Consider the following 13709-nt stretch of genomic DNA (forward strand, 5'->3'; position numbering starts at 1 on the left):
TGTTGTTATTTAGGTGCAAACTGCGCAGCTTTAAGTGGACTATTTTGCGATACAAAGGTTTTAAGTGCCTGGGCATCGGTTTCATCTGTGCTCACAAACCCTTTAAGCTTAGTAATAGCAGGGTAACCGTCACCACCTGATGCGTTATAGCTATTTAAACTCATACGGTAAGTTTTATTTTCATCAAGTGGCTTACCATCAATGAGTACACTGACTAATTTGCCATTTTTACGGGTAAACGCTAATTTGTGATATTGCAAATAAGCACCTGCATCAACTGGGAAGCTGGTCACTGTTTCTAAGTAGTTCCATAAATCACGCCCTTGCCAGTCCATGTAAGTAATGCGGTTTTTAAACGGATGTACTTTTAAAATATCTTTATAGCTAATATCGCCAGCCTCAATAGAGCTTCTTATTCCGCCACCACTAATCAGGCCAAAGTCGGCGCCAACCACATTCATTTGTGCCTGTATAATCACACGCGCTAAATTAGTTTGTTGGTAACGTACCTTGTTTCTATCGCCCTCTAAACGCGCATCAACACTGCCAATTTTACCTGCAATTTGTTTTGCGCCTTTTGCTTGGTAACTTGCTAAAAATGCTTCTAGGGTCGGATCGGGTTTAATGTATTCGTTGGCTAATACTTGTTTACTAGACCCATCGGCTTGAATTTCATCAACATATAAATTAACTGGCAACAATTTATAATCAAGTAGGGTGAGCTTTTCGTTTTCTAGCTTAAACTCTGCCTTACCCACATACTTGCCCCACTCATGTGCTTGCATAATCCATGTGCCGTTTTGCTGATCAGGCTTACACGCAAGACCGGGTTTAAAGTTATCATCATTTTTATTTTTAGCTGCCATACAAACCGGCTCTTGCGAGTGACCACCAATAATCATATCTAAGGTATTAGCGGGTAAAGAGCGGGCAAGTGTGACATCGCCCGGGGCATTAATCCCAAAGTTTGCATCTACATAATGGCCCATGTGAGTAAGTGCAATAGTGATATCGGGGTTGTATTGCTCATTAATTTTTTTAGCGAGAGCTGCCGTCACATCAACAGGGTCTTTAAATTCTAAATGGCCAATATATTGTGGGTTAGCTATTTTAGCGGTGTCTGTAGTGGTAAGTCCTATAACCGCAATTTTTAAGCCCCCCTTTTCAAAAATTTTATAGCCTTGAAATGCGCTTTCCCCAGTTGCTTTGTCAAAAATATTTGCAGACAGTAAAGGAAAGGTAGCCCATTGCTGCTGCTTAGTTAAAACGCTCAGTGGGTTATCAAATTCATGGTTACCAATTGCCATAGCATCGTAACCGAGTAACGACATCCCCTTAAAATCAGGCTCTGCGTGTTGTAAGTCTGATTCAGGTATACCGGTGTTAATATCACCGCCAGAAAGCAGCAATACTGCATGGCCTTGCCGTTGAGCTTTGTTACGTAAAGCGTCAATTAACGTTTTACGCGCTGCCATACCATATTCACCTTTTTCGTTATGCCAAAAGCGCCCGTGATTATCGTTAGTATGTAATACAGTAATATACTGTGGGGCAGTGGAGGTGTTTAAAGGTGAGTTTGTACAACCTATAACAGATAAAATAACTGAAAATAAAATAATTATACGCATGAAATACCCATTTATTATGGTGTGCTTAATTTATTAGGCGGTTAGTTTAAACTAATTTAGCGATAAATAACGTACTTATTTTATACTTTTTTATATTCGATTTTTAAAAGTAATATAAAATTATTAAATGCTTTTACACAAAGCGAATGCAGCGAGTGTTATTTAAAAGAATATGTAATGAAGTGTAACTAAAAGGGTGTTAATTGTAGTTGTGCCTTCTAAATGCTTTTCCTTGGCGTATAGTGTGGATTAGAATTAACACTTAATTTAAATAACAATAACAAAAAGAACTCATAATGAAAAAGTGCCTGATTGGCTCACTACTTGCGTTTTCGTGCTTTACTAGCCAAGCCACTATTGTTGAAATGCAAACTTCGCACGGGGTGATAGAGCTTAACTTGTTTGATCAACAAGCCCCCAATACGGTTGCTAACTTTTTAAGTTATATTGAAGATGACGCATACAACCAAACCGTAATACATCGCTCAGTCAGCGACTTTATAATACAAGGCGGTGGCTTTACATTTACCGACGAATTAGTGCCAATAACCACCAAGCCTACTGTTGTTAATGAGCCTGTTTTATCTAATGTGAAGGGCACAATCGCGATGGCTAAATTAGCCAACGATGAAAACAGCGCAACGAGCCAGTGGTTTTTTAATATGGTTGATAATAGCGAAGCGCTTGATACCCAAAATGGCGGTTTTACAGTATTTGGGCAAATTACAGCGCAAAGCCAAGCTACGCTCGATAATATTGCTGGATTGGTACACTGCGGCGATATCCCATTGGTTGATATAACCAGTGAACAATGCTCAAGTAGCGATGTCGCTCTGAGCAGCGCTAACTTTGTAACTATTAATAGTGTGGTGGTATTAGATGACGACCCGCTTTCATCTGCCAACTTAAACCCAACAGCCAATACATTAATAAGCCAGGACGATTCATCAGCAGAGGCTGGCTCATCAAGCAGTTCGGGTGGGAGTATGGGGGTTGGTTTTTGCTTAATTGCACTGCTTGGTGTGGGTAAACGCTTAAAACGCGCTAAATACTAATTATGTGTTAAACAGTAAATAAAAAAGCGGCTAATTAAGCCGCTTTTACTAAAATGCTAAAATTCGCCAAACAATCGCGAGCCATAAAGCAAACACACTGGCGCAGCCTAGTAAAAAAACATTAAAGCGCATTCTTACATTATTACTGCCAATATGAACAACCGTATGCACAATACGCGAAATAACAAATAAGCACGCAAGCGCAGTAATTAAGTAGCTAGCGCTGTTAAGTTGCAATGCAACAATACAACCGATATAAAAAAGCACTGGTATTTCAAACTGATTTGTAAAGTTTCTATCTGCTACGCGTACGGTATCGCCTGCGTTATCAAGGCGCATGGTTTTAAAATCGCTCAACTGTAATTGTTTGTTTTTTGCAGCAGCAAAGCGTCGCTTGCCCATAATTAACATTACAACGAGCGATAACGTTACTTGTGCAAACATGGCGAGTATTATTATTTTTTCCATTCTATTTCCTTCGTTATTATTTTACTGACTTTAAGTATGCAGGTGTTTTTCACAATGTGTTACATAAATTAGTATTATTTTGTGGTAAACCCTTAATTGTTAGTGTTAATTTAGCTCTATTACGTTGTTTTGAGCGCATCCTAAGCGCAATTTTAATGGAAAAACAAAATGAAAAAAATTCTTGGTTTTAGCGTCATCGCTTTAGCAGTTTTAAGTGGCTGTACTAATACATCATCTACGTCATCGGTTGCTAGTTCTTCGCAAAGCTCCTTACTCTCAGACACTTTAGTTGTAAGCCCAAATGATACGCGCGAATATAAAACCCTTACCCTCGAAAACGAAATAGAAGTCATTTTAGTCTCTGATCCAAGCGCTGAAAAATCAGCAGCATCGCTAAGTGTAGGCGTAGGCTTACTACACGACCCTATGATGCAGCAGGGTATGGCACATTACTTAGAGCATATGCTTTTTTTAGGCACAGAGCGCTACCCCGATACAAAAGGCTACTCTGACTTTATGACCAAAAATGGCGGGGTAAATAATGCGTATACCTGGCTCGATATTACAAACTACATGTTTAAAATTAATAACGATGCCTTTGATGAAGCGCTAGACCGTTTTGCTGATTTTTTTAAAGCCCCCAAGCTGTACCCTGAATATGCAGATAAAGAAAAAAACGCTGTAAATGCCGAGTGGTCAATGCGCCGCGAAATGGACTTTTTTGGCCAGTTTAAACTTGCCCGTAAAATGATGGGTGATCACCCTGCTAATCGCTTTTTAATTGGTAACCTAGAAACGCTAGGAGACAAAGAAGGCAGTCAATTACACAAAGAAACGGTCGACTTTTACAATAAATACTATTCATCTAACATCATGAAAGTGGCGCTTATTTCAAATTTGCCAATTGAGCAAATGGAGCAAAAAGCAAAAACTTATTTTGCCGATATCGAAAATAAACACATTGAAAAGCCAACCGTTACTGCAGAGCTTGATTTTGATAAAGCCGGTGGCAAAAAAGTATATTACTCACCTAATGAAGACGTAAAACAGCTGCAACTTGAGTTTACTATTAATAACAACAGCAGCGACTTTGCGGTTAAACCTAACCGTTATGTCAGTTATTTATTAAGTAATGAAATGCCAGGTAGCCCGGCACAATTACTACGCGACAAAGGCTGGGTATCGCAATTAACAGCGTCTCCTTCTCCTAGTCAGTACGGCAATTACGGCGCGCTTACTATTTCGCTAGAATTAACCGATGAAGGCATGAAAAACCGCGAAACAATTGTCGCAACTATTATGCAATACATTGAACTGATTAAAAAAGAAGGTGTAGATGCTAAGTACTTTAATGAAATTCGTACATCACTTAGCAATCAATTTAAGTTTTTAGAAAAAGGCGATGAGTTTAGCTATGTCAGCGCGCTTACTGGTAGCATGCAAGATTACCCATTAAATCATGCCATTGATGCGCCTTACTATTATGCCAAATTTGACGCAGAGGCGATAAACGAGGTACTTAAGCAATTAAATGCTGATACGCTGCGCGTTTGGTATATTTCGCAACAAGAAGAAACCGACTCGCAACTGCATTTTTATGATGGTAAATACCGCATAGAAGATATTAGCGATGCCGAAATTGCCAGTTGGAAAACATCAAGCGAGTTTAAGCTTGCTTTACCAAGTGTAAATAACTTACTACCTGAAAGCTTCGCGATTAAAACAGCTGAGTTTAAAGAGCAAAAACACCCTGAACTGGCTTACGATAAAAACGGCGTAAAAGTATGGCGCCAAGCAAGCCAAAAATTTGCTGCCCAGCCAAAGGGGTTGGTTGAGGTATATATTAATACCCAGCCAGGCTTAAATGATATTAATGCTGAAGTACTTTACTCAGTATGGGCCGACTTATATAACATTCAACAAAGCCAACTAAGCACCGAAGCCGCCATTGCCGGCATGAGCGTTAACCTAGCGCCAAGTAATGGTTTAGTTTTATCAATGAGTGGCTTTACCGATAAGCAAGATGTACTTTTAAAACAAGCGCTAAGCGGGTTAAAAGCCGACGTAACTGCACAAGCATTTACCCAAGCCATTGATCGCTACAAACGTGGCTTGTTAAATCAGCAAAAGCAATTTCCGTATGCACAAGCATTTGGCGCCTACTCAAAACTTATCCGCACAGGCAGCTTTGATACAGAGGCACTGATAAAAGCGGCAGAATCGTTAAGCGTTGCCGATTTAAACAAGCTAAAAACGGCCACATTTGCCACCAACGATTTACGTGTATTTAGCTACGGTAATTACAACCAACAAGATATAGAATCGATAGCTAATGAGTTAAGTGCCACTTTACCAAGCAATCATACATCGAGTGAGTTTGCGCGCAGTAAAGCATGGTTACCGCAGCCAGGCGAAACGCGAGTATTGCAAAAAGATATTGATGTTGCCGATGTGGCAGTAGTTGATATGACTGTTCACCCAGTGCCAGGGTATAAACAAAAAGCGCAAGCTGCGGTGTTACAAAGCCACTTTAGAACCATTGCATTTGATAAAATGCGTACCGAAGAGCAACTTGCATACGCCGTAGGCGCGCTGGCTCGCCCAATAGAGGATTACTCGGCAATTGGCTTGTTTATTCAAACACCTGTTAAAGGCCCAAAAGAAATACAGGCACGTTTTGATCAATTCAAAAAAGAGTACGCTGTAGAGCTTGATAATATGAGCTTAGATACTTTTGCTCAACTTAAAAATGCCACGCTTGTATCACTAAAAGAGCAGCCTAAAAACTTAAGCGATGAAATGGGGCCACTTATTACTGATTGGTATCGTGAAAACTTTAACTTTGACTCTAAGCAAAAGCTAATTGATGAAGTTGAAAAAGTAACGCTTGAGGATATTAAGCAGTACTACAAACAAACTATGTTAAACCCACAAGCCGCACGTTTAAATGTGCAGTTACGTGGTACTAAGTTTGTAGAAAGCGACTTTGCTGATTTACCAAATCAAACCAAAATTCAATCGCTTGAAACCTATTACAATGGTATTAAATTACAAAAATAAGCTATATATATTTATACAGCTAAAAGAATACCAATCCGCTTAATTAAGTATTATTGTGGATTGGTAAAACACCCCAGTGTAGTACTACATTGGGGTTTTTTTATTTGTATTAACTTAATTTATGCCATAACAATAAAGCCGACAACGGCAAGTGCCGCGGCAACTAATGTATAAGGCAGTTGCGTTACTGCATGGCTCATTAAATTACAGCCAGAGCCTTGTGCTGCAAGTACGGTAGAGTCTGAGTAAAAACAGGCTTGGCTACCAAATGATGAGGCCGATAACAACGCGCCAATAACCAGTGGAATATTTGCATCAACGGCAGTTGCCAGTGGCATAACTATTGGGATCGACACAGCAAAAATACCCCAACTAGAGCCTGTAGCAAACGCTAACACTGCCATAGCAATAAATACCACCGCCGGTAAGTATTGGGCAGTCATGTACGGGCTCAAACTACCGATCACAAACTGCGCTAAGCCAATTAAGTCGCACACATCTTTAAATATAAATGCCGCTATTACAGTGCCAATAGCCGGTATCATGCTTTTAAAGCCATCAAGCATGCGCTCTATCATTTCGCTAAAGCTCATTAATTTTTGTAGTGCATAAAAAGGAAGCGTTACCGCCATAGTTGCCAATAAGCCTTTATATACATCTATTTCAAAGTAAACTGTAAAGGCTACTAGTAAAATTATAGGTAATAAAAAGTTGTGTAATTTTCCTTTAGGGTCTGCATCTTCAAAGCTTTCTTCTACTGCTTTTACAGCGTATTCGTCGGCTGTTTGAATATCACTAAATTGCGCAGGGTCTACAGTGGCTTGCTCAACGTGCGCTAACCTTTCGGCTTTTTTCATAGGCCCAATAGCAGGTATTACACCCAGTACCACTAACAAAACCACCAATACTGCAAACCAGGCGTAAAACATATAAGGAATGGCTTGAATATAAACCGCAATGCCTTTGCCTTCCTCGGCAATGCCGTTATCGACTAACAAGCCGCCAAAAAATACAGCCCAAGTCGATAAAGGGACAAGTACGCAAATAGGTGCCGCTGTTGAATCTACAACGTAGGCGAGCATTTCTCGGCTAACTTTAAATTTATCGGTAATGCGTTTCATCGTTTCACCAACGGTAAGCGCATTTAAATAGTCATCAATAAAAATAACCACACCTAAACAAAAGGTCATAAACAAAGAAGATCGTTTACCTTTAGTGTATTTTAGCGCTAATTTGCCAAACGCCGACGCACCGCCAGTGCGCACTAATAAAGCTATTAAAGCGCCAAAGCCTCCGCACACGAGTATTAACCAACCTATGGTTTCGTCGGTCATTACTTTAAGTGATGTGCTGGCAAAGTTAGCAAGCACCTGAGCTGGGTCGGCTATTACTAAGCCAACTAAAGCGCCAATAAGTAAAGATAAAATAGGGCGGCGTAAAACAACAGCCAATACCACAACCACCGCTGGTGGCAGTAAACTTAATGCAGAAGGTTCAAGCATTTAAAGATTCACAAAATTAAAAGCATATTTAAATAATAAATTGCTTAACAAAAACAAAGCAGGTAATAGTTATTACGTGCCAAGTCACTGCTTTTGCCGCGTAGGGTGCTTTGCTGTTATGTTAAATTAATAGCGAAAGGGAAACGCGTTGGCTTTGCGCCAGACGGTGCAAGAGAAGCATGCCGCTATTGTTGTGCCTGTAAAAACATCGGCGCAAAAATAATCCGGTTTTGTATTTCAGTCAATAAAAATTTACGTACAAAATAACTTTTTATAGGAGATAACATGGATGCCGTATTTAAAACCCAACGTTTATTATTACGCTATGCAAATGAGCACGATGCAGCCATGTTACTTACTTTGGTGAATCAGCCAAATTTTATAAAATATATTGGCGATAAAGCCATTTATACGCACAGCGATGCCACGCGCTACATTGAGCAATCGTTTAGGGCAGCCCATAAACACCAAGGGTTTGGCCCTTATATTATTGCTTTACACAATGGTGAAGAAGTAGGAGTTGTGGGTTTTTATAAACGCGACGTACTGCAACTGCCAGATTTAGGTTTTGCCTTGTTAACCCGTTATGAGAAAAACGGTTATATTTTTGAAGCGGCCAAAGCGCTATTACAAAATAGGCACGCACTTGGGATAAAACAGGTCAGTGCTATCTGCGCAGCTAATAATACCGCTTCTCAGTGTGTATTATTAAAGTTAGGTTTTAATAGGGTAGGCAAGGCGGTTATTAATAATGATAAAACCGCCGTAACTATATATGGTTATTAAAGTCGCGCTTGCTCTATGGCTTTTGCTACGCTTAGGTTTATGTTTTGCCAAGTTTGCTCAAGAGTAGCCACTAAGCCATCGTAACCGTCATCTTCTATTGGAACTACATGCGAAAAATTATGCACACTAATCAGGCTGCGGCCGGTTTCTGGGTGGGTGTAATATAAGCGCCACAGGCCAGAAATATCAGCGTTGCCTTGCATGTCACCATTAAAGTGGTGCACTTCATACTCAAGCTCGTAAAATGTTTGCTGATCAAGCTCGGTAATTACCGGTAAGCCCTTAATAACCATCCAATTAGGCATTGCATTAAAAAGGGTTTGTTGCGCTGTAGCGGTGAGCATCACATCGGGCGATTCACCCCATAGGTTGTAATTTGCCGCATGAATTTGGTTGCTATCAATTTTCATTGCTATGCCCAAATTATTTAATGCGCCTCTAAGGGCTACAGTTTGCACTCTTAATTGGGCATCAGTTTCTTTTACATGGCGTGATGATGAAGCAATGGGTTGTTCAAACTGATAATACTGCGTTGCGGTTTGAATTGACGCACTGCACCCTGCAAGGGTAATTAACACGGTTATGGCTAAAAATAAGTGTTTCATTATTGCTTCCTTGGTTGTGGATCAGCAGGGAGTGCTTTATCAAAAATAAACATATTAGGTTGTTCGTTTAAACCCCGTGTAAGCGGCTGAATTTCTTCACTTAAGCGTTTAAATTCAAGCAAGGTTTGCTGTAATAGATGATGAAACTCAGAGCCGGCCTGATAACTTGCCATGGTTTTATCAAATTGACGCATGGTCACTTCAAACTGCTCCATACTTTTGGTCATTTTATCAAAGTTACGGTTAAAGTCGCCGGGTAAGTTTTGGGTATCTTTTTGGCTTAATAACGCACGCATTTCGTTAGCAAGCGCTTGGTAGTCGCTAAATGTAGCCTGCATTTGCGCTAGGCTGTCTTCAATTTTTAAATCGTTTACCTTGTTAAGCACATCCGAGACCTGATCGGCAAGCACCGTAATGCCGCTAGAAATACTCGGAAATACATCATATTGGGCAAGTTTTGCTAAATGCGCTTTAGGTGCGTCGGGGTATATATCAAAATCTACATACACTGCGCCAGTTAAAAGGTTGCCGGGTTTTAAAGAAGCACGCATACCATTTTTTATCCAGCCGGTTAGGCTACTTTGCCAAAACTCTTTGGCCGCTGCGCTATCGTGATATAAACGGCCATACTCAATTTTAATTAGTACCGGCACCGCCGTATTAAGGTTTTTAAAATGTGCAGGTTTGCCATTAACAATAACGTTAGCGGGGGCTTCTACCACGGTACCAATTCGGGTGCCGCGATATTCCACAGGCGCGCCGGGTCTTAGGCCACGTATAGATTGTTCAAAATCAATAATGTAGTAATCAAAGTCGTAAAAGCGCTCTTCTAGTGCTTCTTTGTAGCTTTGGCTTAGCGAAAAGTTGTGGCCGTCTTGGGCTAAGTCGCCTGGGGCTTGTTGCTCTGGCAAGCCAACCGAAATACCGCCTTTGAGAAGTTTACTTAATGAGCCGGTACTTATATTAATACCATCGGCCGACAAATCTATTTCAATGCCGGCATTAACCCAAAATATAGAGTTTAATGTTATGAGGTTTTGATACGGTTCGTTAATAAAAATACCGTACTTCATTGCTTGGTTTTTCCAGTCAAAAGTAGCGGTTTCTATTTGGCCTATTTTATAGTTTTTAAAAAATATCCCAGTGCTTACCTCTAGCACTTCAGCGTTGTAGCTGAGTAACTGAAAACGCCCACCTTTTACATCTTTACCAATAAGGGCTGGCTCGTCTTGTAATACAAAACGCTCTTTTAGTTTTTTACTCTCCCCCGGTGATAACTCTAAATAAACACCCGACAAAAGCGTACTCATACCACTAATGCCCGTTTCGTCTATACGGGGTTTAACAACCCAAATTTTAGCATCGTCGGTGAGGAGCTCATTATAGTTTTTGTCTATTTGTGCGCGGGCAATAACGCTATCTTGCGAGTCAGAAAGGCGTATAGCATCAATTTGACCAATTTTAACACTGCGCACTTTTATTTCTGTTTTACCTGCAATAATGCCTTCTGCGTGGGGCATTTTTATATAAATAGTAGGGCCTACATTTGCTTGGTATTGATACAACATCCATATACCAACTAATAAGGCTATCAGTGGAATAATCCAAATAGCAGAAATTTTTGGTTTTGTTGTTACATTAGCCGTTTCGGTCATGCTTTATTCTCTGAATGTTTGTTTTTTGGTGTATCCCACAACAAGCGCGGATCAAACGCATGTGCAGCCATCATTTGGCATATTACCATAACAGTAAAAAATACAATGCCTAGCCCTGGGGTAATTGACATTAAGTTGCCTAGTTGCACTAAGGCAACGAGTATAGCAACAACAAATACATCGATCATTGACCATTTGCCAATAAATTCAGTAAGTTGATAAATTTTAGTATAGCCTTTTGTGTGCTTGTTAGCAGGTTTTGCCACCATAATGCATAAAAAGCTAAGCACAAAGGCTTTGGCCAGTGGCACCACTACGCTGGCCAAAAATATAATGGCAGCAATGGGGTAGGAACCACTTTTCCAAAGTGTTAGTACGCCGCCAATTAAGGTTGACGGTGACACATCACCCAGGCTGGTGGTGTGCATTATTGGTAATAGATTTGCAGGTATGTAACACAGCACAGAGGTCACTAACCAAGCCGTTGCTTTTTGAACACTGTTGGGGTTTCTTACATGGGTTTTAGTGTGACAACGCGGGCAAACATTACTTTTACACAGCTGATGGCATACGTGGCAAGCTTTAATGTTTTGATCAATAGCGCGTTTGGCATGTGCTGCGTCTTCAAGTGTTGTTGCTGGTTTAATATGTGCCCATAAGCGCGGCTTATTTAAATGGGCAAGCGCCGCAATATACATAATAACAAAGCCAATATATGCCCAAAAGCTGGTGCCAAAACTAATGTCGGCAAGCGACATAATTTTAACCATGCTTACTAACACGCCAATTAAAAATATCTCAGACATGATCCACGGCTCAAGGGCCAAGGTAAACTTGAGCAATCGCCTAGCGATGGCCTCTGGCAAGGATTGCAAAAGCCCAAGATGCATAGGAATAAGAATGATTAGTAAGCTCATTGGCAGCGCAATAATGCTTAAATCAATAAATAAGCCAAGTAACTCACTGTCGTAATTAAATAAAATTCGGGCAGCATCGGGCAGGGTGATGGTTTGCGTTATGCCGCTGCTACTAAATGAAATAAACGGGTAAAACATGCTGCTTAATAGCATTAGTAATGAGCCAATACTTAACGCAACTACTTTACTGTCGTTGTTTACATCGCCTTCGCACAACTTATGGTGACAATGCGGGCACACGGCCATTTGCTTATCGGCTATTGTGGGTATATCAATTATTAGGTCGCAGCACGGGCAAATTGTTTGCAAGTTATAACCATCAAAGAAGAATGTTTACGCAATTTTGCTATATTTAAGTTATTAATACAACGCGATTCATCATTAAGCGCAATAACAATACGTTAAGGATAGATGTGAGGCTGTTATTACTTTGCTTTATTAGCTGTTTCTTTATAAGCCCGCCAGTATCTGCCGCTTGGCAAAAACAGCCAATTGTGATTGCTGCCAGTGCGACTATTCCTCCCTATGTAATAGAAAAAACAGATACGGGTATACAACTTAATATAATTAAAGCGGCACTTATTGAGCAGGGCTTAGATAATATTGTGGTTATTTACATGTCTAACAAGCGCGCCGAGCAGCAACTGCATAGCGGTAATGTGGATATACTGCTTAATTACGCAGGAAAGCGCGGCGCAGGTATTTACCCTAGTCAGCCAGTATTGAGTTATAAAAATGTGGCGGTATCTCTTAAAAAGCGCAACTTTACTATTGAGACGATAAATGAACTAAACAATAAAAGTGTATTAGGATTTCAAAATGCAACAGCTTATTTACCACCCCCATTTGCAAAAAGGGTTGCACAGTTTGCAAGTTATGAAGAAGTAGTCAATCAGCGTGCGCAAGTCGATAGGCTAATGAAAGACTGGGTGGATGTAATTATCCTCGATGAGCGCATATTTCATTACTATAACAATGACTATACGCACTCATTACCCGTTAATATTCACCCAATTTTTCCAAAAGCCCCACGCCCTGCTTATTTTAACAACGCAGTGCTGCAAAAAACATTTGATAAAGGCCTGCTAACTATAAAAGCAAAGGGAAAATATCAACAAATAATGAGTGGTTACCACTAAGCTCATTAGTAAGCTAAGCGGTACTTAATCGAACAAAGCAACGGTTTGACGTGTCAAAGCAATTAGCTCCCCCGATTGCGACCAAATACAGCCATCTTCTAAGCCATAACCCCCTTTAGCATGATGTGTAATTGCTTCAAAGCCTAACCATTCACCGGGTGTAAGCGTTGGCTCTTGCACAAATTCTAAATACCACGACATGCTACTTGCAGGAGCTGGCTGTTTAAACATTTGTAATAATGTAGGAGGCCACGCATCGGTAAGGGCTATTATATGTGCTTCGGTAATTGCCTCTGGGGTATGTTTAAAGCGCATCCAGCCGCCTAAATGCGAGGTCTGTGCAGCGCTAAAAGGCATAGCGCCTTGCTGCGGACATAAATCAACATGCTGAAAAAACTCAGGCATTTGCCCTTCAATAAACGGCAATGTATGACGTGCATCCACAGGCTTTAATCTCATTTCTTTACTAACCGGTACATTAACACCCGATTGCCTATCAATAGCAAAGCACGCTTGGACAATAACGCACACTTGTTCACTCTGAATCACTTTAGCTAATACCTGAGTACTGCTTTTACCTTGGCGTAAAATTTCAACTGACAATGAAAAAGGTGTGTCGGCAAGCAGCGGCCCAACAAAATTAGTGCTCAAAGACAGTAATCGTCTACTTGGGTCAATGTGTTTTCTGATTGCTTGATAAAGTAGTGCAGCAGAAAGGCCACCAAAAGCGGTTCTACCTTGGCACCAATTAGCAGGAAACTCCATTGTATTGCTGTTATTGGCAAGCGAAGCCGAAGAAGAGTTTGAAATAGCAGAGGCTTGTTTTAATAAGTCATCAAAATGCATCGTTAATATCCTTGAAATTATCATTATCAGACATATATAGCACATAAC

Annotated in this window: 11 protein-coding genes; 4 read left to right on the forward strand and 7 right to left on the reverse strand. The window is 40.4% G+C overall.

What is annotated here, in order from left to right; translation table 11 throughout:
* Positions 1-5: 5 nt before the first annotated feature.
* A complete protein-coding gene (gene ushA / locus VOI46_RS17660; RefSeq protein WP_282337949.1) occupies positions 6-1628 on the reverse strand; it encodes a bifunctional UDP-sugar hydrolase/5'-nucleotidase UshA in 1623 nt (540 codons plus the stop codon).
* A 296-nt stretch (positions 1629-1924) separates the two neighbouring features.
* Here ushA and VOI46_RS17665 point away from each other — a divergent pair, with 296 nt between their 5' ends.
* Positions 1925-2683: a peptidylprolyl isomerase gene (locus VOI46_RS17665; protein ID WP_004588732.1), complete on the forward strand. Its 759-nt coding sequence runs from the start codon at positions 1925-1927 to the stop codon at positions 2681-2683.
* Between the two features lie 48 nt (positions 2684-2731).
* Here VOI46_RS17665 and VOI46_RS17670 read toward each other — a convergent pair whose 3' ends face one another.
* Positions 2732-3151, reverse strand: a complete 420-nt coding sequence (locus VOI46_RS17670) for an MAPEG family protein (protein WP_004588731.1) — start codon at positions 3149-3151, stop codon at positions 2732-2734.
* A gap of 168 nt (positions 3152-3319) precedes the next feature.
* On the opposite strand from VOI46_RS17670, the gene VOI46_RS17675 reads away from it, so the two are divergent.
* On the forward strand, positions 3320-6211 hold the full coding sequence (locus tag VOI46_RS17675) for an insulinase family protein (protein WP_282337948.1): 2892 nt from the start codon (positions 3320-3322) through the stop codon (positions 6209-6211).
* Positions 6212-6330: 119 nt separating this feature from the next.
* Here the strand turns inward: VOI46_RS17675 and VOI46_RS17680 are convergent, their stop codons facing one another.
* Positions 6331-7713 carry a Na+/H+ antiporter NhaC family protein gene (locus VOI46_RS17680; RefSeq protein ID WP_154945593.1) on the reverse strand — a complete coding sequence of 461 codons (1383 nt, stop codon included), beginning with the start codon at positions 7711-7713 and terminating at the stop codon, positions 6331-6333.
* A 285-nt stretch (positions 7714-7998) separates the two neighbouring features.
* Between VOI46_RS17680 and VOI46_RS17685 the strand changes: the two genes are divergently transcribed.
* Positions 7999-8499, forward strand: a complete 501-nt coding sequence (locus tag VOI46_RS17685; protein WP_282337947.1) for a GNAT family N-acetyltransferase — start codon at positions 7999-8001, stop codon at positions 8497-8499.
* Here VOI46_RS17685 and VOI46_RS17690 read toward each other — a convergent pair.
* The 3 genes from VOI46_RS17690 to VOI46_RS17700 are packed head-to-tail and all read right to left on the reverse strand — an operon-like array spanning position 8496 to position 11922.
* Positions 8496-9104, reverse strand: coding sequence for a PqiC family protein (locus tag VOI46_RS17690; protein WP_004588727.1), 609 nt, complete (start codon positions 9102-9104; stop codon positions 8496-8498). The two genes, VOI46_RS17685 and VOI46_RS17690, sit on opposite strands and share 4 nt — an antisense overlap.
* Positions 9104-10759, reverse strand: a complete 1656-nt coding sequence (gene pqiB, locus VOI46_RS17695) for an intermembrane transport protein PqiB (protein ID WP_282337946.1) — start codon at positions 10757-10759, stop codon at positions 9104-9106. The genes VOI46_RS17690 and pqiB overlap by 1 nt, the downstream gene beginning before the upstream one ends.
* Positions 10756-11922, reverse strand: coding sequence for a paraquat-inducible protein A (locus VOI46_RS17700; RefSeq protein ID WP_282337963.1), 1167 nt, complete (start codon positions 11920-11922; stop codon positions 10756-10758). Before VOI46_RS17700 ends, pqiB begins: the two co-directional genes overlap by 4 nt.
* A gap of 167 nt (positions 11923-12089) precedes the next feature.
* Between VOI46_RS17700 and VOI46_RS17705 the strand changes: the two genes are divergently transcribed.
* Entirely contained in the window at positions 12090-12815 is a 726-nt protein-coding gene (locus VOI46_RS17705; protein WP_004588724.1) for a transporter substrate-binding domain-containing protein, read from the forward strand.
* Between the two features lie 24 nt (positions 12816-12839).
* Here the strand turns inward: VOI46_RS17705 and VOI46_RS17710 are convergent, their stop codons facing one another.
* Complete coding sequence (locus tag VOI46_RS17710) at positions 12840-13661, reverse strand: thioesterase family protein (RefSeq protein ID WP_004588723.1); 822 nt, start codon at positions 13659-13661, stop codon at positions 12840-12842.
* Positions 13662-13709 lie beyond the last annotated feature (48 nt).

The organism is Pseudoalteromonas sp. CuT4-3 (assembly GCF_035666335.1).
Classification (GTDB): Bacteria; Pseudomonadota; Gammaproteobacteria; order Enterobacterales; family Alteromonadaceae; genus Pseudoalteromonas; species Pseudoalteromonas atlantica.